21 protein-coding genes are annotated in these 22492 nt (G+C 44.9%); 14 read left to right on the top strand and 7 right to left on the bottom strand.

Translation table 11 applies throughout. From position 1 onward, the window contains the following. Positions 1 to 743 (top strand): transposase (locus tag AAFP14_RS04630; protein WP_341731139.1); only part of this gene is annotated, 743 nt, incomplete at its 5' end. 366 nt (positions 744 to 1109) lie between these two features. On the opposite strand, the gene AAFP14_RS04635 is transcribed toward AAFP14_RS04630, so the two are convergent. Then, positions 1110 to 1643: a thioredoxin domain-containing protein gene (locus AAFP14_RS04635; protein ID WP_341731140.1), complete on the bottom strand. Its 534-nt coding sequence runs from the start codon at positions 1641 to 1643 to the stop codon at positions 1110 to 1112. A gap of 259 nt (positions 1644 to 1902) precedes the next feature. Here AAFP14_RS04635 and AAFP14_RS04640 point away from each other — a divergent pair, with 259 nt between their 5' ends. The 3 genes from AAFP14_RS04640 to AAFP14_RS04650 all read left to right on the top strand — a co-directional run bounded on the left by AAFP14_RS04640 (position 1903) and on the right by AAFP14_RS04650 (position 2915). Beyond that, positions 1903 to 2154 (top strand): DUF2281 domain-containing protein, encoded by a 252-nt coding sequence (locus tag AAFP14_RS04640; protein ID WP_341731141.1) that lies wholly within the window; start codon positions 1903 to 1905, stop codon positions 2152 to 2154. A 112-nt stretch (positions 2155 to 2266) separates the two neighbouring features. Next, positions 2267 to 2587: a DUF433 domain-containing protein gene (locus AAFP14_RS04645; RefSeq protein ID WP_341731142.1), complete on the top strand. Its 321-nt coding sequence runs from the start codon at positions 2267 to 2269 to the stop codon at positions 2585 to 2587. Beyond that, positions 2580 to 2915 (top strand): DUF5615 family PIN-like protein, encoded by a 336-nt coding sequence (locus tag AAFP14_RS04650; protein WP_341731143.1) that lies wholly within the window; start codon positions 2580 to 2582, stop codon positions 2913 to 2915. The genes AAFP14_RS04645 and AAFP14_RS04650 overlap by 8 nt, the downstream gene beginning before the upstream one ends. Before the next feature lie 92 nt (positions 2916 to 3007). Here the strand turns inward: AAFP14_RS04650 and AAFP14_RS04655 are convergent, their stop codons facing one another. Then, positions 3008 to 5005 carry a choice-of-anchor K domain-containing protein gene (locus AAFP14_RS04655; protein WP_341731345.1) on the bottom strand — a complete coding sequence of 666 codons (1998 nt, stop codon included), beginning with the start codon at positions 5003 to 5005 and terminating at the stop codon, positions 3008 to 3010. Between the two features lie 105 nt (positions 5006 to 5110). On the opposite strand from AAFP14_RS04655, the gene AAFP14_RS04660 reads away from it, so the two are divergent. Then, the gene (locus AAFP14_RS04660; RefSeq protein ID WP_341731144.1) at positions 5111 to 6775 is read left to right on the top strand and encodes an NB-ARC domain-containing protein; all 1665 of its coding nucleotides are present in this window, start codon (positions 5111 to 5113) and stop codon (positions 6773 to 6775) included. Between the two features lie 498 nt (positions 6776 to 7273). Continuing rightward, entirely contained in the window at positions 7274 to 7996 is a 723-nt protein-coding gene (locus tag AAFP14_RS04665; protein WP_341731145.1) for a Uma2 family endonuclease, read from the top strand. 216 nt (positions 7997 to 8212) lie between these two features. On the opposite strand, the gene AAFP14_RS04670 is transcribed toward AAFP14_RS04665, so the two are convergent. Next, positions 8213 to 9193: an ABC transporter ATP-binding protein gene (locus tag AAFP14_RS04670; protein WP_341731146.1), complete on the bottom strand. Its 981-nt coding sequence runs from the start codon at positions 9191 to 9193 to the stop codon at positions 8213 to 8215. A 110-nt stretch (positions 9194 to 9303) separates the two neighbouring features. Between AAFP14_RS04670 and AAFP14_RS04675 the strand changes: the two genes are divergently transcribed. Continuing rightward, positions 9304 to 9489: a hypothetical protein gene (locus tag AAFP14_RS04675; protein ID WP_341731147.1), complete on the top strand. Its 186-nt coding sequence runs from the start codon at positions 9304 to 9306 to the stop codon at positions 9487 to 9489. Positions 9490 to 9691: 202 nt separating this feature from the next. On the opposite strand, the gene AAFP14_RS04680 is transcribed toward AAFP14_RS04675, so the two are convergent. Both AAFP14_RS04680 and AAFP14_RS04685 read right to left on the bottom strand, forming a co-directional pair. Beyond that, positions 9692 to 10621: a phosphoribulokinase gene (locus tag AAFP14_RS04680; protein WP_341731148.1), complete on the bottom strand. Its 930-nt coding sequence runs from the start codon at positions 10619 to 10621 to the stop codon at positions 9692 to 9694. Between the two features lie 200 nt (positions 10622 to 10821). After that, complete coding sequence (locus AAFP14_RS04685) at positions 10822 to 12465, bottom strand: YcjF family protein (protein WP_341731149.1); 1644 nt, start codon at positions 12463 to 12465, stop codon at positions 10822 to 10824. Between the two features lie 88 nt (positions 12466 to 12553). Between AAFP14_RS04685 and AAFP14_RS04690 the strand changes: the two genes are divergently transcribed. Continuing rightward, a complete protein-coding gene (locus AAFP14_RS04690; RefSeq protein ID WP_341731150.1) occupies positions 12554 to 13084 on the top strand; it encodes a DUF937 domain-containing protein in 531 nt (176 codons plus the stop codon). Positions 13085 to 13172: 88 nt separating this feature from the next. Here AAFP14_RS04690 and ilvD read toward each other — a convergent pair whose 3' ends face one another. After that, complete coding sequence (gene ilvD / locus AAFP14_RS04695; protein ID WP_341731151.1) at positions 13173 to 14858, bottom strand: dihydroxy-acid dehydratase; 1686 nt, start codon at positions 14856 to 14858, stop codon at positions 13173 to 13175. Positions 14859 to 15682: 824 nt separating this feature from the next. Here ilvD and AAFP14_RS04700 point away from each other — a divergent pair. Together AAFP14_RS04700 and AAFP14_RS04705 are read left to right on the top strand one after the other, a co-directional pair. Beyond that, on the top strand, positions 15683 to 16525 hold the full coding sequence (locus tag AAFP14_RS04700; RefSeq protein WP_341731152.1) for a pentapeptide repeat-containing protein: 843 nt from the start codon (positions 15683 to 15685) through the stop codon (positions 16523 to 16525). A 132-nt stretch (positions 16526 to 16657) separates the two neighbouring features. Beyond that, on the top strand, positions 16658 to 17521 hold the full coding sequence (locus AAFP14_RS04705) for a sulfite exporter TauE/SafE family protein (RefSeq protein WP_341731153.1): 864 nt from the start codon (positions 16658 to 16660) through the stop codon (positions 17519 to 17521). A gap of 111 nt (positions 17522 to 17632) precedes the next feature. Here the strand turns inward: AAFP14_RS04705 and AAFP14_RS04710 are convergent, their stop codons facing one another. Beyond that, complete coding sequence (locus AAFP14_RS04710) at positions 17633 to 18427, bottom strand: hypothetical protein (protein WP_341731154.1); 795 nt, start codon at positions 18425 to 18427, stop codon at positions 17633 to 17635. Positions 18428 to 18583: 156 nt separating this feature from the next. Between AAFP14_RS04710 and AAFP14_RS04715 the strand changes: the two genes are divergently transcribed. The 4 genes from AAFP14_RS04715 (at position 18584) to cax (ending at position 22247) form a co-directional block, all read left to right on the top strand. Then, positions 18584 to 18910: a hypothetical protein gene (locus tag AAFP14_RS04715; RefSeq protein WP_341731155.1), complete on the top strand. Its 327-nt coding sequence runs from the start codon at positions 18584 to 18586 to the stop codon at positions 18908 to 18910. A gap of 82 nt (positions 18911 to 18992) precedes the next feature. Beyond that, complete coding sequence (locus AAFP14_RS04720) at positions 18993 to 19532, top strand: GIY-YIG nuclease family protein (RefSeq protein WP_341731156.1); 540 nt, start codon at positions 18993 to 18995, stop codon at positions 19530 to 19532. A gap of 351 nt (positions 19533 to 19883) precedes the next feature. Next, complete coding sequence (locus tag AAFP14_RS04725) at positions 19884 to 20954, top strand: serine/threonine-protein kinase (protein ID WP_341731157.1); 1071 nt, start codon at positions 19884 to 19886, stop codon at positions 20952 to 20954. A gap of 171 nt (positions 20955 to 21125) precedes the next feature. Beyond that, on the top strand, positions 21126 to 22247 hold the full coding sequence (cax, locus tag AAFP14_RS04730; protein WP_341731158.1) for a calcium/proton exchanger: 1122 nt from the start codon (positions 21126 to 21128) through the stop codon (positions 22245 to 22247). The last annotated feature ends 245 nt before the right edge of the window (positions 22248 to 22492 follow it).

The raw sequence follows: 22492 nt of genomic DNA on the forward strand, positions 1-22492 counted from the left end.
GGGCACCGCCCCTACGCATCGGATGGGGCGGGCACGGGGGCACCGCCCCTACGCATCGGATGGGGCGGGCACGGGGGCACCGCCCCTACGCATCGGATGGGGCGGGCACGGGGGCACCGCCCCTACGCATCGGATGGGGCGGGCACGGGGGCACCGCCCCTACGGTACAATCGAATAGACATCACAATCGAATTATCATGAAGTACGATGCTGCTAAACATCATCGGCGTTCTATTCGCCTCAAGGGATATGATTATTCTCAAGCGGGAGCTTATTTTGTCACTATCTGTATTAAAGATGGTTTATATACATTAGGAGAAATCCGCAATAACCAAATATATTTGAGCGAAGCAGGGCTGATGGTGCAAACTATTTGGGATGAATTGCCGTTGAATTATCCAGGTGTAGAAGTCGATGCTTTTGTGGTAATGCCAGATCATTTTCACGGAATTATTGTTTTGATGCCAGAAAATATTTCTGGCGCTATTCCTAAGAAACCCATGACATTACCAGATGTGGTTCAGCGCTTCAAATCACTGACAACTGCTAAATACCGACATGGTGTTGCCAACTTAGGTTGGACACCATTTCCCAAAAAATTTTGGCAGCGAAATTATCACGAACATATTATTCGCGATGAGGAATCTTGCGAAACAATTCGTGAATATATCCTCAACAATCCAATCGCTTGGGAAGACGAACCTTTGCATTTAGAAAAATACCATCCCCAACCCGATATGTAGGGGCGGTGCCCCCGTGCCCAACCCGATATGTAGGGGCGGTGCCCCCGTGCCCGCCCTGGCCTAGGGCAACCACGGGGGGATTGCCCCTACATCCGCTCTTGTTGTGGCAAACATGGGCAACCACGGGGGGATTGCCCCTACATCCGCTCTTGTTGTGGCAAACATGGGCAACCACGGGGGGATTGCCCCTACATCCGCTCTTGTTGTGGCAAACATGGGCAACCACGGGGGGATTGCCCATACATCCGCTCTTGTTGTGGCAAACATGGGCAACCACGGGGGGATTGCCCCTACATCCGCTCTTGTTGTGGCAAACATGGGCAACCACGGGGGGATTGCCCCTACAAATTCTAGGGCTTTAATGCGTTACTGACATCCCCGAATATTCCTTCTAATTCCTGACCATTCATTTGCTAAACTAGATTGAGAACTGGAAATTTTTCGACCCAACATTTGAGGATTTCTCTCATAAAATATCAGGTCGGCTTTATAGTCACATATTTTTACTTTGTCATTGGTGTTTGAAGGTGTACCGTATTTAGATAGGTTGGCTAGTTGTTCAATAGACTTCAAACCGCGATAGGTGCGACCATTAATTACCCATGTAGGAAAGCTATCTATTCTGGCGTTCTCGCAATGGGGATTAAATCCACGATCTCTACCGGCAGGGAAGCATTCAATATACGGAACTTGGCTGAAAGCATCTCCAAAAACTTGAATTTGTCTTCGACACATAGGACACCAAGAAGCGCTGTACATCTTAGCGCCTGCTTGTTTGAGATGGTAGGCTAGGGATGCGGCGGTTTGTGCGGTGGCTGGTTTGACTAGGCTGGTACAATCTATGCCTATTGCACTGATTAGGGCTAGTGTTGCTAGTATTTTGAATTTTAGTTTAATCATGATTCAATCTCTATGAGAGGGTTGGGATTTAAGGACGGTGGTTGTGGGGAAGTCTGGGTATTGGGGATTGTTTTAGAGGGCGATCGCACTTTGTGTCGTAAAGGGCGATCGCACTTTTTTTAATCGCAGATGAACAAGGATGGATGTAGTGGGGATTAAGGGCGATCGCACTTTTTGTCGTAAGGGCGATCGCCTGTGGAACTAAACCGATTATAATTGCTAAAATAAAACTAAATTGCTCTTTATCTCTAATCAGATTATGACTGTTATTGAACAGATTTATGCGATCGTCAAAACTCTTCCCCAAAATCAAGCTAGCGAAATTCTCACTTTCGCTGAGTTTATTCGTGCCAAGTACCTGAATGGGAATCAATCCACCGATACAGTAGATGCTTTAATTCCTTGGACGGAACTGGTTTATTCCCTAGCTGGAACCTGGGCAGAAGACTTTCCTACTCTGGAAGAGATTCGTACCCAGTCGGGGGAAGACATTTTGCGGGAGAGCTTCTAGATGTATATAACAAATGGGCGATCCTCTTCGAGGGCTTCGCTAACGCACTTCGTCTGTTTTTGCTAAAATTAAATAGCTCTAAACATTACCAATTAGGAGCCTTTGACGCTTTATGTCTAAGCAATCAGTCATCACAAAGTATATTGAAATTACACCGGGAGTGCTTGGTGGTAAACCACGCATTGCGGGTCATCGAATTTCTGTAGCACACATCGCTGAAATGTATCTTAATATGGGAGAGTCAATAGAAGAAATCGCTAGGGATTATAATTTGTCACCTGCTTCGGTTCATGCAGCCATGACTTACTATTACGATAATCGAGAAGAAATTGACCGCCGCACTGCTGAATCAGATGCTTTTGTCGAAGAGTTGAAGCGCAAGAGTCCACCTTCTCGTTTGCAGGAAAAGCTGAGGGAAATTAGAGGTGAGTGAACGCATCCGCTTTCATTTAGATGAAAATGTTAAATCTGCTGTGGCGCGAGAGTTGCGTCGGCACGGCATTGATGTTACAACAACTATTGAGGCGGGGTTACTTGCTCGGAGTGATGAATCACAGTTAGCATTTATCTGCGAACAAAAGCGAGTGATTATGACTCACGATGATGATTTTTTAACGATCGCCAGTCTTAGCAGCGAGCATCCAGGTATTGCTTATTGTAAGCAAGGGACTCGTTCGATCGGACAAATCATTGAAGCTCTGGTTTTGATTTATGAAGTGTACACGCCTGAAGAAATGCTTGGGCGTGTTGAGTTTTTGTGAAAAAGGGTAAGGGCGATCGCTCTTTTTGTGTTAAGGGCGATCGCACTTCTTAATATTGCTGTGACGAACTATGGGGTAACTTTCCTACAGCGTCATCCTATCTGAGTGATTGGATCGTTCAGAGGAATAGTAAATAAGGCATTTTTCACAATGTCTGGCTGCGTGTTGATGACGACACCAAAGATGTTTGTATAGACACCTATAATTTCGTTGTTTTCTGTGTACTGAATAATGGTGTCTGCAATACCATCTTGATTGACATCAGTAGGGGTGAAAGTGAGAATGTTAATTGGTACGCCTCCATTGATGCCAATTAGATCGCCTTCACTCGCATTGAAGTCAAGTAACCAATCAGCAGTAGCAGGATTGGTTTCCTCTATACCTGTATCTGTTCTCAAGATAAAAACATCTGTCCCGCTGCCACCAGTTAGCCGATCTGTTCCTTTTTCACCGATTAAAATATCGTCTCCGTCATTGCCAAAAATTTCATCATTGTTTTGTCCACCCCGCACTAAATCATTGCCAGGGCCTCCTGAGATAAAATCATCACCTTCATTGCCGTTGAGAATGTCGTTGCCATCGTCACCTAAAATGCGATCGCTTCCTTTTCCGCCTCGCAGGTAATCATTGCCAACAGCACCCTCGATAGTATCAGCACCTCTGGCTGCGAATACTACATCAGTTACGGGCGATCCTAAGATTTTCTCATTTTTATCAGAACCTTGGACACCCCCCGGATTTTCAGCCATTATTGCTTGAGTAATCTGAAATGTAGTTCCCGTATCTGTTGGGGGATTGACTTGGCTGGCACTTCTAGTTGTTCTTGAAGCCTCTGGCAAGAGGTAAACTAGAGGCCCTCTCAAAATTGCATTTTGTGCATCAGCAATTATGTTCCTAAAACCATCATAAGTCTCTTGAAACTTATTTCCAAGTTCCTTTGCTCCCTCTCGTATACCAGTAAAATCTCCTATGCGAGTAAAAATAGTCACGGGGACAATTTTACCAAGTAAAGCAGCGGTAGCAGTGGTATTTTCTGGTGAGTCAAATTGACCTACAGTGCTTTTACCACCATCTGAAGTAAAACCAAACAAATCGAGGGTATATTCAGCACCCGCAACTTTAATTCTCTCTTTGGATAATCCTGCACCTGAAAAAAGAAGCCTATCACCATCCAGAACTGCATTGCCTGTATCATTAGGAACAACTTGGTTTTTGACTACAAAGTTAAAGGTTTGGGGGCTGCTTTGTGGTTGGGTGACTGACAGAGTAATTTCAAGAGGAATATCTCCTTTGGGTTCTGAACCTAAATTAGTTACTCCATTTTGGTACGTTAATTTACCGAGGCTAAAATTAATATCGGTTCCTGTACTAAAAGTATTCCCATCAAACTGTACAAAGCTGGCAAATGTAGGTGTTCCTAAACTGAACTTATTGCTGCCACCTCCAAAAGTACCAGTTATTGATCCTGTAAAACTTGGTTTGGTCGTATCAATGTTGATACGACCTGTTTCTGGAGAATAAAACTGTTCTCTATCGAATTTACTTCCATCTGCTTGATAAAAAGACCCTCCCTTTATTAATTCTGTAAAGCCCTTAGTAATAGAGCCGTGATTATCTATAGAATTAGATGCCCCTGGTTGAAGTAGCAGTTTTTCATTGAAATAAATATCCTTGGTTCCTATTTGATCTTTATACCCAAATGTGTTAGGTGCCGAATGACCAGCAATTACTTGTTTAGCATCAGTCGGATCTAGGCGATCGCTTGGAGGAACTGGTTCTTCAACCACACCAGTTCCTAACGCTCCTCCTATCGGTCTGCTCCTAGTTGTAAATTCAGGTCCAGCAGGATCTAAACCTACAATACGATTAATCAGATTACCTGTTAGCTGTCGAAACTGAGCACTTGCAAAGCCAGATATATGAGCACCTAAACTGTGACCAATTAGTTCTGTTTTGTTGGGATCAACTCCCTGATCTCTTAAATACTCAGCGAGTTGATTGCCAACTTCTCTCGTATTTCCTGCTGCGACTTTGTAATCAACACCAATCAAAAAGGGTTTAGCGCCACTTTCCCAGTCCACCGCGACAATATTTGGCTCAACAAAAAAGGCTCATTTGTCTCATTTGGCTCATCTTTCGGCTCTCCAACCTGAGCTATAATTAAATTTGATCGCAATTGTGCTAAAGGACTAACAATGGCTGGTTTGCTCAGAGCATCTGAAGAAGGGCTAAAAATCATTGACATGGTAAGACGCAATCTCGGATGGAACAAAACTGAGGATACTTGGTGCAGAGCGGCTCTAACTTCCAAAGCCACTTTAAGGAGGTTTTGGGCGCAAAACCGAATTCGACGCGAAACATTTATCGATATTTGCAAGGCTGTAGGAATCAATAACTGGGAAGATATTATCGAGCGCAATGATATAAAGGAAACAGAATTACTTTTAGCCGCCCCGATCGCAGATATCCCCCAAGACAACCAAAACGATCGCACATTCCCCCTCCCAGAAAACTTACCCCCCGTCAGAAATTGGGTACAGCGCACCAAAGAAATCGACACCTTAAAAACCCTAATTGCTCCTACTCCCCCCCTTACCAATGAATCGCCCACTCTTGCTCCCCCCCTTACCAAGGGGGGGCTGGGGGGGGTTCCCATCGCCATCTCAATTGTCGGATTACCAGGCATCGGAAAAACCACCCTCATCAGCCAACTAATCCGCCAACTCCACACCGAAAATACCCCCTTCGCCTGCGCCGCTTGGCAATCCTTGGAATCCGCAACAGGCAAAGCACCCCCCTGCGATCGCACAATTGACTCCCTGCTATTCACCCTCTCCAACGGCGACATTACTCCCGCCGTCAACGCTGAAAATGAGTGTGGCAAAAAAACCGAAAATCTGCTCAAAATCCTCAGAGAAAAACCTTGCTTAATTGTGTTCGATCGCGCCGAAACACTTTTGAAAACAGGAGAAGCCAAAGCGGCTGGTTATTTCGCAGACGATTGTGCAGAATATGCTTGGTTATTCAAACAACTATTAGAAACAGAACATCAAAGCAAAATCATCTTCACCAGTCGCGAAAGCTTAGCCGAATTGCCGCCCACTGTCACCCGCGAAATCCAGCTCAATGGATTGGATCGAGATAGCGCAATTTCCCTGTTGCAATCTTTTAATCTGACTGCAAATGCAGAGGAATTAGCGGAAATGGGCGATCGCTATTCAGGACATCCCAAAGCCTTACAACTCGTCGCAGCCTTGATTCGAGATGATACCGAGTTTCAAGGAAATGTCGGGATTTTTCTGCACCAGAGAGACTGGTTGCTGATTCGAGATATTGAAAGATTAATTGATGAAATGATAGCGCGTCTCAGTGACGGCGAGCAAACTTGTCTGGGCCGAATTTCAGTCTATCAAACCTCAGAATATCCCCTATCTTTTGCCGGAATTAGCGCTCAAATGCCAGAACTCAGCAAATACGAACTAAAAGAAAATATTATCCTGGCACTGAAGCGCCGACAATTACTATATTACGATCGCCATTTCAAATCCTATCAGTTGCATCCCCTAGTCCGAGAAAAGGGCGAACATCTGCTAAATCACCATCCCGGACATCTCCGTAACGCTCACAGCCAAGCCTATCACTATTATATCAGCATTCCCCTCAAACCAAAATCAGAATGGCAAAATATCGAGGACATTCAGCCGTTAATCAGAGCGCATTATCACGCGCATCAGGCGGGAATTTTAGATGCAGCAAATGCGATTATTTCTGAAGTTTGTGAGTATCTGCGGCAGTGGAATTGTGCAGAGTTGGTGTGTGGAAATTTAGAGTTACCCTTGTTAGCGGAAGCACGGAAATAATTGGGAATTGGGAATTGGGAATTGGGAATTGAGCATAGGGCATTGGTGACAAATTAAGACTGAAACCCATAATAAATGTCGCTTTTATGCGAAGTCTAGATCCCCCTAAATCCCCCTTAAGAAGGGGGACGAAAGAGAAATACTCTTGTCCTCCCCTTATTAAGGTAAGAAGAGGGGGACGAAAGAGAAATACTCTTGTCCTCCCCTTATTAAGGTAACAAGGGGGGACGAAAGAGAAATACTCTTGTCCCCCCTTATTAAGGTAACAAGGGGGGGACGAAAGAGAAATACTCTTGTCCCCCCTTATTAAGGTAAGAAGAGGGGGACGAAAGACAAATACTCTTGTCCCCCCCTTCTTAAGGGGGGTTAGGGGGGATCTAGACTTCGATACAAACAAAAAAGACTGTCGGCTTGACATTATAATGTTAAAATGATCGAGAGCGATCGCACTCCAACGCTAAAATAAATACCAAGCCTCTTAACCCCAACCCAAGAGTCATGACAGCAGTTCAAGAACTACCCCCTTCCCAAGACATCCCACAAAATGTTATCTTTCCCCCAGGTGACTTATATAGTGACGAACCTCCTGTGGAAACCGAACTTCATCTCCGACAAATAATCCTATTGCTGCAATGCTTAGAATGGCTGTGGCAAGATAGAAATGACTTCTATGCTGTTGGCAATCTTACCATCTACTACAGTCCCCGCCAGCTTAAATCTGAATTGTGTCGAGGCCCAGACTTTTTTGTAGTTTTGGGAACCGAACGAAAAGCTCGTAAAAGTTGGGCTGTTTGGGAAGAAGATGGCAAATATCCTAATGTAATTGTCGAAATTCTTTCGCCAACAACAGCGGCAATTGATAAAGGTTTCAAGAAACTACTTTATCAAAATACGTTTCGCACCCATGATTATTTCTGGTTCAATCCGTATAATTTAGAATTGGCTGGGTTTCATTTAGTCGATGGCGAATACCAACCGCTGGAACCAAATTCCCAAGGACATTTGTTCAGTCAACAACTAGATTTATATCTGGGAATACATGACCAAAAATTGCGTTTGTTCACAACAGCAGGAGAACTGATTCCCAGCCCGGAAGAGGTGGCTCAAACAGAGACACAACGTGCCACACAAGAGGCACAACGTGCTGAACAACAGACACAACGTGCCGATCGCCTAGCGGCAAAACTGCGAGAATTAAATATTGACCCTGATACAATTTAGCAATTTTTCTTGATAGAGTAGCGAAGTTGATATGAGTCAAATAAATCCCGATCGCATTACTGGAACAATTGCGATCGAAGTCTTGCCCCAATCAAACGGGCCCCATAGCCCGTTTATCTAGTCCGCGCAGGCGGACATTGTTTGTGTAGACGCGGTTTCAACCGCGGGGTTTTCTTGGTTTCAACAACATATTTTCAACCATCGACTTTATCAACTTCAACTACTCGAATAAATCCCTCTTTCTTCCAGTTGCTGCATAAAAAACTCTTCCAAACTAGGCTTAGCCAAATTCATCCCTATTAGCTGCCCTCCCGTAGCGCTCAGACTAGACATAAACTGCTTCGGATCGCCCTGCAAATGACCGTACCAGACCTCATTATCAACTTCCAGATCCGGTATCCATTTTTTCAAAATATTCAAATGGCCACCCCTACCTTCAACCCGATAAGTTTCAGTATTACCCAATAGTTCATCGATCGCACCAATGCAGATTAACTCACCTCTCGCCAAAATTGCCACGCGATCGCAAATCTTCTCCACATCTGAAAGTACATGAGAATTAAAAAAAATCGTTTTTCCTTGACTTTTCAGCGATAAAATGATCTCCCGCATCTGATAGCGTCCCATCGGATCTAAACCCGACATCGGCTCATCTAAAAATACCACCTCTGGATTATTAATCAAAGCTTGAGCCATGCCAATTCGTTGCAGCATACCCTTAGAATATTGTCGCAATTGCTTTTTGATTGCCGCCGATTGAGCTAGCCCAACTAAGTCTAGCAAATGCGGAATTCGCTGTCGCTGAATCGAGGGAGGAATTTGAAACAAACCCGCTGCAAATTGCAGAAATTCCCAGCCCGTGAGATAATCGTAAAAATAGGGATTTTCTGGCAAATAGCCAACTCGTTGCTTCACCGCGCGATCGCCCAAAGGCCTCCCCAACAACAGCGCCCTACCAGAAGTAGGCCGCACTATACCCAGCAAAGTTTTCAGCAGGGTAGTTTTCCCCGCCCCATTTTGTCCTAACAGCCCGAAAGTTTCGCCCTCAGTGACAGTCAGAGTACAATTTTTCAGCGATTCAATTTTTTGGTTCATCCAGAAGCCTGTACGGTAGAACTTCCCCAGATTAAATGTTTCCACCACAGGGGCTGCGACGGGCATCTCGATGGGATTTGGCGCATCTATAAGAGGTTCCATTTTCGTCATATAAATAAGTAGCACCTGATTATATTCTATTGCATAAGTCCTGTAATCATGACTCCCTTTAATGTTAAACTTATATTAGCTGTACCTAATTATTACTGAATATGGAACGTTCAAAAATTATTGCTATTATCACCGGCGTGTTTTCTATAGTATTAGCACTGGGCTATTTGCTGCTCGTCACTCTTCTGGACTTCCGAGGCGAAATGGTTCCCGCACCCCAAAGTCAATTGCCAGCATCAGTCCAAATTCAGCAATTAGCAACTGCTAACAAGACTGGGCTAGGGTAGTTATGAGTTATTGGTTATGGGTTATTTGTTATTTGTTATTTGTTATTTGTTATTTGTGAAAACGGAGCGATTAGGAAAGCGCATCAAGAGCATGGGCAGTTGTTATAATTGGCCACGGGAATTGGAACCACTGACCAAAAAACAACAAAATCAATAACCACTAATAACAAACAACAAATAACCAATAACAAATAACTAACAACTAATATAAATGAATTGCTTTAATCATGTGATAAGCAATCAAAAGTTGAGTCAAAGCTAACGGGTAACTTTGTAAAACTTCGCCAGTTGTACCCACAAGTTTGCCAATTTCAGAATTACCTTCAGTCGAGCAAAAGCCTCGCAAATGTGGCATTTCGTTACACAAAATCTTTTCCAATTCGTGTACCTGTTCGCTAGTAGCGTGGGAGTCTACTTCCAAGACATCAACGGGTTTGCCCATATCCCGATCGAGCTCTAAGCGAATGGCGGGTTTAAAATTATCACTACCTTGGCTTAAAATCTCAGTGAAATCTGGGTGAGGAATGGTCGGTCTCAGGACTAAACGGACGCTCAAATTTACTTCATTGTCCTCTTCTGGTAAATAAAAAGTAACGACAACATCAGCAAACTTGCGCTGGGGACGAATAAAGTCTTCGGAATCATTTTCCCGCTTTTTCATTTCCGCAAGTACCTGTTCTTCAGTATAGCCACGCTTCATAATATCGCGCTTAACTTTCCACTGAGTTCGCAGTTCTTCTGGGGGAGCAAGATACACTTTTACATCATAGGAATCGCGGATTGCACGAGTTGAATAACCCAGCAAACCTTCCACTATCACAAATTTGCTGGGCTTGATGTATTCCGGGGGGTCAAATGTACCTGTGCTGTGATTATAAATGGGTTTGAGAATAGCTTGACCGGTACGTAACAGACTTAGGTGCTGTTGCATGATATCTAGGTAATTGCAGTCAGGATGCAATGCTGTAAGCCCTATTTGGGCCCGCTGCGTCCTGTCGTAGCGGTGATAGTCATCGGTACAAATAATGGTGACATTTTCTGGTCCCAATACTTGTGCAATTCCCTTGGTCAGGGTGGTTTTGCCTGCTGCGCTGTCTCCGACAATACCTAGAATGATTGGTCGATCGCTCATGTTTTTTTCCCTGCCAAACAATACTAATTTTTGTTGTAAACTTTAAATCTTATCAAAATTGTGTTCGATGCGATCGCTTAAGAAAGGAAGAAGGAAGAAGGAAGAAGTCACCCCCCCAGCCCCCCAAGGGGGGAAATTTAGGAAAAAGGAAGAAGACCCTTCGGCTTCGCTTCGCCCCATGCCCCATGCCCCATGCCCAATTACCACTCATCCTTTTGTTTGTTGCTGTAAGTTTCCCAATCTTCATATTCCTGCGAACGATACAAGGGTTCCGGTTCTATTTTAGATTCTAATTCGGCTACTATTTCTAATTCTGATTCTTCTGACTTTTGATAAATATTCAAAGGTTCGACGACGCGGGCGATCGCATCTTTAACAAAAGCCTTCACAAACTCATCTTTCCGATTTAATTGAAACTGCCTTTGCACTACTTCCGCAATCCCACCGTCACCCCAATCTTGGTCATGTCGAAAATATTCAATAAAACTTTTACCCGCAATTCTAGTTAAATAAGCAGCACTAACTGCTTGAATAGCCTTGCCAAGTACAAACCCAGCTACACTTAACTGAAGTGCCCTTGACACTATTTGAATTACACCTTCAACTATCCCCAAACTAGCTAAGGTTTTTGCCAGAGAGAATGCCAATTCTTTAGCACGATCGATATTTAATTCACAACCATAAATCTTGCTAATTTCTACTACCATTTGAGCGTTAACTGCTGCTGTTGCCAGTAAATCTACCACTGGCAAAGGCGTTACAGCAATGACTCCGGCCCCAATCCACTGAAATCGCTCCACTACCTTATCAGCTTGCCTGCGTCTTTGCGCGTCAATTAACTTGCGAGCTTGGTCTCCCAAGTGCTGAGATTGCAACAAAATATTATCAGCAATTAAATCTTCTCCTTCCGCTCGCAAAATCGCAGCAACGCGCCGAATTAATGGCATAATATCCGGGTCAGGCTGAAAAATTGTGCCGTTTTCCAGCCTCACTGGTTGAGGATTAGCGCTAATTTCTACCACATCCATTGTCGCTACCAAACCCTTAACTCGTTCCCGGAGTCGAGAGAGAATTTCCTCTCTGTCGCTGTCGAGATAAAGGTCAATTTTATTAAAAACTACGATCGACCTTTTGCCAATTTCCGCCAAATTACGCAGCGGTTCATATTCAGATTTGCGCAAATCGCCATCCAAAACAAATAAGATCAAATCAGCCCTCGCCGCCAACTGTCTTGCCAACTCCTCCCTGTAGGTGCCGGCTACTCCCGCTTCCAATATGCCTGGGGTATCAGTAATTGCTAATTCTCGATCGATCCCTTTCAATTTGAGAGTGTAAGTTGCTTCAACTTCCGTAGTTCCCATCGGCGCGCCTACCTGTCCCGCCATCCTTCCCACCAGGGCATTCACCGCAGAAGTTTTGCCCGCAGAACCGGTGCCGAACACAACTATCCGAATGCTACCGCGAGCCATACTAGCTTCAATTTCTCGCGCTTTTAACAGCAAAGCTTGCCGTGCTACTTCATCTTGAATGCGATCGACTTGTTGCCGAATTGCTTTCAAATTTTCTGTAGCAGCTTCACTTTTTATCACCGGAACCTTGGGCTTAATCACCCGTTTTCCCTTAGTTTTTTGAGGAATTTTTAGCAGATTCAAGTAATAAACAATCGCAAATATTAGCGTACCCAAAAGTACCACGATCGCCAAAATCAGCAAATTAGCCAGCAGCGGAGACGCAGACCACGCAACTTGAGTATAAAGTCCCGTTAAGGAACTGACCAGCCCAATAATCAGCCCCAGGGTGAGGCAGATAGTCGCGATTAATGTTAACAGACGTGGCAAAGACATGAGCGACAGCGACCAATAAAAAGCTTGATGCTTTGATTTTTACATTTTATTTTCTATAGTTGAGTAATCATAGTAAGGAGCCAAAGTTATGGGACTATTTGACCAAATTTTAAGCGCGATCGACAATCCCAACCAACAAGCAAGTCCCAATCAGTTGGGCGGTATTCTGAGTGCAGTAGAACAGTTGAGCGGCAACCAGGGCGTAGATGTCGGCACAACTGAGTTAGCGATGTCGGTTTTAGGCGGCTACGTGCGCTCGGCTTTACAAGATGTGCGATCGCAATCAGGAGATGCACAAGCACAACAAGTTGTCAACCAATTTAGCGGCACAAATCCCAATCCCCAAGCAGTACATAGTTTATTCGGAAACAACCAGTTAATCCAAATAGTTCAGGATATTGCTCACAGAACAGGCTTGAATAACGCCACAGTCCAAGCAATGATACCGGTGTTAGTACCCCTAGTGCTCAATTTGCTGCAAACCGGCAGCAACACCCAGAATCCTGCCCCTGGGGGAAATTCAGTTTTGAATGCGTTTTTAGATGCAGATGGAGACGGCGATGTAGATATTACAGACACAATTTCCATGGCCAGTCGCTTCTTAGCTCAGCGCAGTTAATTTGGGAATGGGGGAATAGGGGAATGGGGAATTGGGCATTGTGAAGTCGAAGCACTTTCTTCCCTATTCCCTATTCCCTATTCCTTCTTTAACCCAAACCCAAATCAGTCACAGCACCGAGACTGCTAGAAGAAACCAACTTAGCGTATTTAGCCAAAACTCCCCTGGTATAACGTGGCCCAGGAGCCTGCCAAGCACTCCGTCGTTGCTCCAATTCTGCCTCAGAAACATTGAGTTGCAACAAGCGATTGTGAGCATCAATTGTGATTGAATCACCCTCTGCTACCAGAGCAATTGTGCCACCAACTTGTGCTTCCGGTGCAACATGACCCACAACCATGCCGTAAGTCCCGCCAGAAAAACGGCCGTCCGTAATTAACCCTACGGAATCACCCAAACCAGCGCCAATAATTGCGGAAGTTGGTGCTAGCATTTCCCGCATTCCAGGCCCGCCTTTTGGCCCTTCGTAGCGGATGACAATCACATCTCCCGGTTGAATTTTGCCGGCCAAAATAGCATCCAGACAGTTTTCTTCAGATTCAAATACTCGCGCAGGGCCGGTAATTGTCGGTTTCTTAACTCCGGTAATTTTAGCAACGGCTCCTTCTGATGCCAAATTTCCTTTGAGAATTGCCAGGTGTCCTTGGGCGTAAAGTGGATTGTTCCAAGGGCGAATTACGTCTTGGTCGGTTCGGGGTTCGCTGGGAATATCTGCCAACACTTCAGCAACAGTTTTGCCGGTAATTGTTAGGGCGTCGCCGTGCAGCAAACCCTGTTCTAGCAGCATTTTCATCACTTGGGGAATGCCGCCGGCTTTGTGCAAATCTGTGGCTACATATTTACCGCTGGGTTTGAGGTCGCACAGCACTGGTACTTTGGCTCGAATTGTTTCAAAATCGTCGAGGGATAGTTCCACACCGATCGCATTGGAAATAGCTAATAAATGTAGCACAGCATTCGTTGAACCGCCTACTGCCATGATGACTGCGATCGCATTTTCAAAGGCCGCTCGTGTCAAAATTTGGCTAGGTAGCAACTGTTTGCGTACCGCCTCCACTAAAGCTTTGGCAGATTCTGCCGCGCTGTCAGCTTTTTCCGCATCCTCAGCAGCCATTGTCGAAGAATAGGGCAAACTCATCCCCATCGCCTCAAAGGCGCTCGACATGGTATTTGCTGTGAACATTCCACCACAAGAACCAGCGCCCGGACAAGCTTTTTGTTCTACTGCGGTGAGCTCCTCTTCGTCAATCTTGCCGGCGCTGAATTGACCGACAGCTTCAAAAGCGCTAACTACAGTTAAATCCCGTCCGTTGTGGTGTCCTGGTTTAATAGTGCCACCGTAGACAAAAATAGCAGGAATGTTCATGCGCGCGATCGCAATCATCGCCCCCGGCATATTCTTATCGCAACCGCCCACAGCCAGCACACCGTCCATACTTTGACCATTGCAAACAGTTTCGATAGAATCAGCAATCACATCTCTCGACACCAGAGAATATTTCATCCCTTCAGTTCCCATCGAGATCCCGTCGCTGATCGTAATCGTACCAAACATCTGTGGCATCGCGCCCGCTTCCTTTGTAGCCGCAATCGCCCGCATAGCCAGTTCGTTCAATCCCATATTGCAGGGCGTAATCGTACTGTACCCGTTAGCAATTCCCACAATCGGTTTAGTGAAATCGCCATCACCAAAACCTACCGCCCGCAGCATCGCCCGGTTGGGCGCACGCTGTACGCCTCCAGTCACAGCTTGGCTTCTCAAATTTTCAGGCATTGTGACATACTCCTACATTCATCATGCTTCACTTGACACTAATACTACCTTTTGCCACTATTTGAGATGTTTCCCACTCTCAAATACCTTTCCAAAGCATTCGATACCGATGCGAAACTAATACCAAAATACGTAGTTAATAGACTTAGCCAGACAGTAATTATTAGGCATATTTTTAATTCTAAAATCGACCTAAGCTATCTTCTCGTTTGACGATCGCTACGCACCTTGCCAGTTTGATTACATGGTACAATACGACTGCCTATTTATTTTGAGGTGGTGCTTACCTAAAATCTGTCTGGCTTAGCCTCTATTTTTTGAACCTTTTATTTTTCTAGATATCCGACGTTGACATAGCGCAGTATTTGTTTAAGTTGTATTTACCAACCTTTTTGTTGTCCATCCAATAGGGTATGCAGCTATTGCCGACAAACTCGGTGGTACGAATTGCTTCATCTACTGCCATCAACTGACTAGATTTTCCCTAGGCTTTGAATTCAAAAACTACTATTATGCTACCTCCCACATTATGCTACAAGTTCTAGCGTAGGAGAGTTGGTGGCGTAACAAAGCTTTACAATTCAAGCCTTCCTATCAGGCGATGTGCTGCCCTTGGGCGGAGCGGGCCTAAGCGCGTAGCCGAAGTAACGGGGTTTTAAACCCCATTTCCCCATCGAGGCACACAATACTTTGAGCCTTGCAAAAATTTTACCGATACTGATACTACAGTGTACAGGGTGAATACCCTGGTTATCTGGGATGATGTGTATGGTATGACCCATCACTCTCCAACGTTTGAAACAAAAAATTGCGAGGCGAATCACATGGAGGCCGATCTAATTCTGAGGCAATATGCGGCCGGAGAAAGAATTTTTCGAGAGATTAACCTCGCGGGGGCTGACCTCAAAGGGGTAGACCTCAGCGAGGCTAACTTTACCAGAGCCAATTTCCAGCAGGCGAATCTCAAAGGTGCTAACCTCACCGGAGCCAACCTGCGCGAGGTGAAACTGGCTGGGGTGGATTTGACGGAAGCTAACCTCTGCGAAGCAAATTTAATTGGAACTGATTTGAGTCACGCTAATCTGAGTGGGGCCAACCTTACCGGAGCGAACCTGCGTGGCTCAATGGCGAGGGAAGTCAACATGAGCAAGGCTAACTTGACCGAAGCTAATTTGACGGAAGCCAACTTTACTGAAGCGAATTTGTTTGCAGCCAACTTAACGGACGCTAGCATGATCCGCACTAATTTGATGAAAGCCAATTTGAGTTGGTCAACTCTCAAAGCGGTAAACCTGACAAATGCCATCCTCAGCGAGTCGGTTTTGGAAAGAGCTAATCTGACAAAGGCAATTCTCAGCGGGGCAATTCTCAGCGGAGCCAACCTGACTGGTGCAGACTTGCGCGAAGTAAAAATGATTGGTGCTAATCTCAGCGAAGCTAATCTTAATAATGCTAATTTGAGAGTCGCTAATATCAGTTGGTCTAGCCTCCGGGGAGCTAATTTGAGCGGTGCTAATTTGTACCGCGCACAACTTTGTTGGTCTAATTTAAGCGGAGCGGTACTGGTAGAAACTGTTTTGATTGATGCTAACCTCAATCGAGCTAACTTCCGGGATGCAGATTTAAGACGGGCGATTATGCCTGACGGCACAACTAATGATGCTTAAAAAGTTGTAAGTTGACTGTTAAACATTAACCGTTGACAAATGTTATTGGTTATTAGTTATTGGTGATTAGCATCCCCAAGCGAATCAAAAATAACAAATAACAAATAACTACTAACTACTAACTACTAACTAATGACTGTCAGCGAATTATTGATTCTGGGTGCGGCGGGACTTTTGGCAGGAATTCTAGCAGGATTTTTGGGCATCGGCGGTGGCACGATGCTCGTACCTCTGTTGGTTGCTCTCAACTACGCACCGGTGGAAGCTGTGGCTACGAGCGGTTTTTCCATCGTAATTACAGCTATTTCTGGCAGTTTCCAGAATTGGCGCATGGGTTACTTCAGTTTGAGTCAGGTAGCAGGAATTGGTTTTCCCGCGGTAATAACAGCACAAATCGGTGTTTATTTGACGGGAATATTTCCCCCATACTTGTTGTTAATTGCTTTTGGGATGTTGCTATTACTGAATATTTATTTAATTCAAGTTCGCAAATATCTGACAGAAGCCAAAAAAATGGCAGAGGGACAACAGGGTATGGGAGGAGAAACGGGACAAGGGGAAAATTCCCCATTGCCGATTTCTGATTCCCGCATCCCGAATCATCCCCATCTTTGGTTTAATCGAACTTTGGCCAAAGTTACCACTGGTGGTTTGGCTGGTTTATTAGCAGGGTTGTTCGGTGTAGGCGGGGGTGTGATTATGGTCCCACTGCAAATTTTGCTGTTAGGAGAAAGTATTAAAACAGCTATTCAAACGAGCTTGGGCGTAATTGTGATCACTGCGATTTCAGCGACTTTGGGACACGCGGCGCGTGGGAATGTTTTGTGGAATGTGGGTTTGATTCTGGGCGCTGGTGGATTGTTGGGTGCCCAGGTTAGCACTCGGTTTTTGCCAAAATTATCGGATCGTCTAGTTAGTTTAGCTTTTCGATCGCTCTTGGCACTTTTATCGGTTTATGTTTTTTGGCAAGCTTGGCAAAAATTTACTCACACTTAACTTTTCATCTCAATTCCGGTTGTATCGGAATGATTTAACCGCGAAGGCGCTCTTGACGCGAAGTTCGAGAAGAGAGAGTTTAATACAGGAGGATGAAGAGAGGATTTGGTATCACTGCTTTACCGATAGCTGCTTCACGGCGCGAGTCAGGCGCTGCAAATAAGGCTTGACAATTTGTTGATTTTGTCGCTGCAATTGGGAAACTTGCTCCTGCAATTGCTGAATCTCGGTTTGCAGTGTCGCTACATCTATGGTGGGTCGATCGAGCAAAACTTGCAATTGCCCCAGGGAACTTTGGATTAGATTAAAGTCTATCTCTTCCGATCGCTGCTGCAACTCTGCTGTCATATTTTTAACTTCTGTTAACTTTTCGTCCATCAACAAAAACCGGACATTCACATTTTCCCAATCTAATTCTCTCAGGGCGCTATTTTCCAAACGGACGAGTTTTTGCTGCAACTCTCCGAGGATAGTGTCTATTTCCTCAGAGTCAGCCGGGTGCGCCTGCATTTGCTGTTGCAGGGAAGTCAAGATGGCCTGTATATCAGGGATGGCGTGGGATTCCAAACTGCGAATTTGCTGTTGCAAGTCAGAGACGGTGGTATATAGTTCCTTCGAGTCTCCCGGAAGTGTCTGAACTTGCTGTTGGAGGGACTTTACTGTCAATTCTACGCCTGCGATCGCAGAATTTGCCTTTTGCTGCATTTTTTGCTCGAAACGTTGGCGATTGAGGAAATTCAGCGACAGTGCAGCGGTTAAAGGAGCCGCAGCGTAGATAATTTGCCCCGACAATCCTGCGATAATCGTGCCAATAGCTGAACCGGCGATGGATGCGTATTCTGCGACTTCTACCCAGTCTCGCTGGTTTGAGGAGCTTCTCAGGACTGGGAATGATACGTCGTTCATTTTCTGCATAGTTGCGGATTAACCTTTTAGTCGTGTGGTAGATTGCGATCGGGATTAGGTTAAACTCAAGAGCTTGTACCAAAAATCCTACATCCAAATCCTACATCCAAAATCAGAAATCAGTCTGTTAGCCACCAGTCAGGAGGTATAAAAAAAATGGGTCTCAAAATTATTGAAAGCTATGACGGCAGTTTCGTCCTCGAACCGGGTGCTAAAGCTGTACTGTTGAGTTTATTAACCGCTGACAGTTTCCAGACACAAGTAGCACAACAATTGCACTGTTCGCGCATTGAGTTTACCAACTTACTTTTTCAGCCAGTCCCTTACAGCACCGAGACTCCCAAGGGAATGCCTGCGGAGTTTGAAAAGTATCACAATCACAGCGATTTTGCGATCGTGAATGTGCCACCTAATTTTATGTTCCAAGCCAAAGTCTTTAAGCCCAGTCGCCTCTGTGCCATTTATCGAGTATTTAATACTTAGCTAAAAACAGTTTACCAATTAGCTCAAACCTAGTTAATCTCTGATTTAACTCTCAAATATTACATCTAAAATCTCAAATAGAATGACAGAAGACATTCCCACATTAGCTAGCTTAGAATTCTTTTCCTACATCGATGGTGAGGGAAAATTGCCAGAATTTGTACAGGGAAAAATAGGCGTTTGCGCGATTTTCGACAGCGATAAAGTCCTCCAATTTGTGGGATATTCTCGCGATATTTACCTCAGCCTCAAACAATATCTAGTGCGCCAACACCAAAACTGCTACTGGCTAAAAGTCCAAATAATCGATCGACCAAACCGCACTATTCTAGAAAATATCCGACAAAGTTGGATTGCCGAAAACGGTTCGGAGCCTGCGGGTAATGGTGTCGATGCTGGGAAGTGGAACGATCCCATCGATACCAAAAGTGTAATGACAGTCGAAGAAATAGCAAATTATCAAGCTATCATCATCGATGAACTTGCCAAAGATAAATTGTTGAAAAATGTAGCGCGGCGGGTAGAAAATGAAATCTTATCCCAACTCAAAGCCCGTGGTGTCACGGAAGAAATTCGATTTAATCCTAAGCTGAAAACTAGCGGATTGCTAGATTTGAAGTAAAGCAGAACCCCCTTTCAATTATCCAAATACCCAACTGCACAGAAGCAGTCGGGTATTTGGTTTTAGAGGAATTTTTGAGATAGTTATGGGCACCAGACTGGTCTGAAAGCGCGTTGTTACCAAGTTTTTGGGATGCCATCAGTAAATCCACTTAATTAGCGGTTCCTGCCCTTCTTTCCGGTTCCCCTGAGCGTAGTCAAAGGGTCAAAGGGTCTTCTTCCTTCTCCCATACAAAAAACATTGATTCTCAAGTTGGGCTGATCGGGGCCAAAATATTATGAATGTAAGTCGTATTGCTATTGTTGCATCTGCCTTCTTCCTTGAACATCTACTTGACATTCAAAATACCCGATGGATATGAAACCAACTCTTTTGAACAACCGCTATCGCATTATTGCCAAACTCGGCACTGGGGGTTTTGGGGAAACTTTTCTAGCCCAAGATACTCAAATGCCTTCAGCTCGCTGCTGTGTGCTCAAGCAGTTAAAGCCTACTGCTAAAAATCCTCAAATTTTACATTTAGTTCAACAGCGGTTTAAACGGGAAGCTGCCATTTTGGAACTACTCAACGAACGGAAATATCGAATTCCCCAACTTTACGCTTATTTTGAAGAGTCTGGCCAATTTTATTTAGTTCAAGAATGGATTGACGGGGAAAATCTGGCGCGTAAGATACAAGAACAAGGGCTGTGCAGCGAGGGAACTGTAAAATCCATATTAATCAGTGTATTGGAAATTCTTGATTATATTCACGCTCATGGCATTATTCACAGGGATATTAAGCCTGACAATATTTTGTTGAGAAAGCGAGATGGACAGCCAGTGCTGATTGATTTTGGAGCGGTGAAAGAAACGATGGCTACAGCGGAAAACTCTGCGGAAAATCCTCGGTCTATCTTGATAGGAACTCCTGGCTTTATGGCATCGGAACAGGCAAACGGACGACCAATTTATGCTAGTGATTTATTTAGTTTGGGATTGACAGCGATTTATTTACTAACTGGCAAAATTCCTCAAGAATTAGAAGTAGATGCAGAAACAGGAGAGTTTGTTTGGCGGCATTTGGCTGGCAATATTAGTTATAGTTTGGCAGCAATTTTGGATAAGGCAATTCGGTTTCACCCGCGCGATCGCTATGCAACTGCTAGGGAAATGTTAGCAGAAATACAAGGAGCGCTTAGTGCTATTCCTGACACACAATTTTCCCTGCCATTGCCCACAGTTGCCGAATTCAGATTCCATGGTCAGCAAGATTTTCGGGCGGATTTAATTAATTTAAAAAAAATTACTTTAGTGGGTGGATTGCTGGGAGCTTTAGCAAGTTTTGCTTTTGTGTTTAAAAGTCCCGAAACCAATCTCAATTCTTCCATGGAAAAACTGATTCCTCTGGCCAAACAGGAACAGCTAATTCCCAATAAGTAAGAGAGGTAGAGCCTTGAGATTACAACACTTGACTTACGCCCTGGTTATCCATTAATTAGCAAATGGCCACTCCGGGCGATCGCAATTTACCACCAAATTCCCTGTCCCAACCCGTTTTTTCCATAAATCCACAAGCTATGATTTGGTGTTGGGAACCTTTCAGAAATCTCAATGCTGAACACAAAAACAATTCTTTCGAGCCTACTGCTATTTATCCCGATTTCGATTGCCGGACACTTCCTGGAATGGGAATCCTCCACAATCTTCATCACATCGGCCCTAGCCATCATCCCCCTGGCTGCGTGGATGGGTACTGCCACCGAAGAAATCGCCGTCGTCCTGGGCCCAAATTTGGGTGGTTTGCTTAACGCTACCTTTGGAAATGCCACGGAACTGATTATCGGTATCGTCGCCCTGAATGCCGGACTCATCGATGTCGTGAAAGCTAGTATTACCGGTTCGATTATTGGGAACCTGTTGCTAGTCATGGGGCTGGCCATGTTGCTGGGTGGCTTGCGCTACAAAGAACAAGAATTTCAGCCGATAGTCGCCAGATTGAACGCTTCGGCGATGAATTTAGCCGTAATTGCAATTTTGGTGCCGACAGCAGTGGATGTCACCTCTAGAGGTATCGATCCTGAGACGATGCAAAAACTTTCCAGCGCCGTGGCTGTAGTCCTGATCGTAGTCTACGTGCTGACTTTGCTGTTTTCGATGAAAACTCACACCTACCTCTACGATGCTGGGGTAGCGGAGATCGAAATGTTGGAAGAACTAGCCGAAAGCAATTTAGCAGGAGACAATCCAGAACACAAAGTCAATCTACCACTGTGGATTGGGGTGCTGTTGGTGTGTACCCTGATGGTAGCTGCGGAGTCCGAACTCCTAGTCGGTACTCTAGAAGAAGCAACGGCCCGTTTGGGACTGAGTGCATTGTTTACTGGGGTGATTTTAGTTCCGATTATTGGTAACGCCGCCGAACACGCTACAGCAGTCACGGTGGCGATGAAAAATAAAATGGATTTGTCGGTTTCTGTGGCAGTTGGTTCCAGTTTGCAAATTGCTCTGTTTGTTGCGCCGGTGTTGGTTTTGGCCGGTTTTGTCCTGGGAAAACCGATGGACTTGGACTTCAATCCGTTTGAACTGGTAGCGGTGACGGTAGCGGTGCTGATTGCTAATTCGATCAGTTCTGACGGTAAGTCTAACTGGCTCGAAGGTACTTTGCTGCTGGCGGCTTATGCAGTTTTAGCCCTAGCGTTCTATTTTCACCCGGTAATTGACGGACTTGCCTAGATGCAAAAGCAGGGGGGAGTAAAGGGGGGGACAGGAATCTTCTGTTTCGTCTCCTTCTTCCCTCACCCTCTCTCCCCCTCTGGCTCTTGCCCCTCTTCCTGCTTGGTTTTTCCGTCTTCCTTTGCAAGTGGTCGTTGCGATCGTACAATGGAAGAGTAAGTGCGATCCGTTCACAGGTCTCAACTGACCATGACAGCGTTAATTACCAGCAAATAGAAGCGTGCCTAATTAATAGGTATAATCTT

This window comes from Microcoleus sp. EPA2 (genome assembly GCA_020882975.1).
GTDB lineage: Bacteria > Cyanobacteriota > Cyanobacteriia > Cyanobacteriales > Microcoleaceae > Microcoleus.

What these genes read in the sequence shown, in the direction of transcription:
- AAFP14_RS04635 (WP_341731140.1), bottom strand. Translation starts at nt 1,643, where the DNA reads ATGATTAAACTAAAATTCAAAATACTAGCAACACTAGCCCTAATCAGT.
- AAFP14_RS04640 (WP_341731141.1), top strand. Translation starts at nt 1,903, where the DNA reads ATGACTGTTATTGAACAGATTTATGCGATCGTCAAAACTCTTCCCCAA.
- AAFP14_RS04645 (WP_341731142.1), top strand. Translation starts at nt 2,267, where the DNA reads ATGTCTAAGCAATCAGTCATCACAAAGTATATTGAAATTACACCGGGA.
- AAFP14_RS04660 (WP_341731144.1), top strand. Translation starts at nt 5,111, where the DNA reads ATGGCTGGTTTGCTCAGAGCATCTGAAGAAGGGCTAAAAATCATTGAC.
- AAFP14_RS04665 (WP_341731145.1), top strand. Translation starts at nt 7,274, where the DNA reads ATGACAGCAGTTCAAGAACTACCCCCTTCCCAAGACATCCCACAAAAT.
- AAFP14_RS04670 (WP_341731146.1), bottom strand. Translation starts at nt 9,193, where the DNA reads ATGGAACCTCTTATAGATGCGCCAAATCCCATCGAGATGCCCGTCGCA.
- AAFP14_RS04675 (WP_341731147.1), top strand. Translation starts at nt 9,304, where the DNA reads ATGGAACGTTCAAAAATTATTGCTATTATCACCGGCGTGTTTTCTATA.
- AAFP14_RS04680 (WP_341731148.1), bottom strand. Translation starts at nt 10,621, where the DNA reads ATGAGCGATCGACCAATCATTCTAGGTATTGTCGGAGACAGCGCAGCA.
- AAFP14_RS04685 (WP_341731149.1), bottom strand. Translation starts at nt 12,465, where the DNA reads ATGTCTTTGCCACGTCTGTTAACATTAATCGCGACTATCTGCCTCACC.
- AAFP14_RS04690 (WP_341731150.1), top strand. Translation starts at nt 12,554, where the DNA reads ATGGGACTATTTGACCAAATTTTAAGCGCGATCGACAATCCCAACCAA.
- ilvD (WP_341731151.1), bottom strand. Translation starts at nt 14,858, where the DNA reads ATGCCTGAAAATTTGAGAAGCCAAGCTGTGACTGGAGGCGTACAGCGT.
- AAFP14_RS04700 (WP_341731152.1), top strand. Translation starts at nt 15,683, where the DNA reads ATGGAGGCCGATCTAATTCTGAGGCAATATGCGGCCGGAGAAAGAATT.
- AAFP14_RS04705 (WP_341731153.1), top strand. Translation starts at nt 16,658, where the DNA reads ATGACTGTCAGCGAATTATTGATTCTGGGTGCGGCGGGACTTTTGGCA.
- AAFP14_RS04710 (WP_341731154.1), bottom strand. Translation starts at nt 18,427, where the DNA reads ATGAACGACGTATCATTCCCAGTCCTGAGAAGCTCCTCAAACCAGCGA.
- AAFP14_RS04715 (WP_341731155.1), top strand. Translation starts at nt 18,584, where the DNA reads ATGGGTCTCAAAATTATTGAAAGCTATGACGGCAGTTTCGTCCTCGAA.
- AAFP14_RS04720 (WP_341731156.1), top strand. Translation starts at nt 18,993, where the DNA reads ATGACAGAAGACATTCCCACATTAGCTAGCTTAGAATTCTTTTCCTAC.
- AAFP14_RS04725 (WP_341731157.1), top strand. Translation starts at nt 19,884, where the DNA reads ATGGATATGAAACCAACTCTTTTGAACAACCGCTATCGCATTATTGCC.
- cax (WP_341731158.1), top strand. Translation starts at nt 21,126, where the DNA reads ATGCTGAACACAAAAACAATTCTTTCGAGCCTACTGCTATTTATCCCG.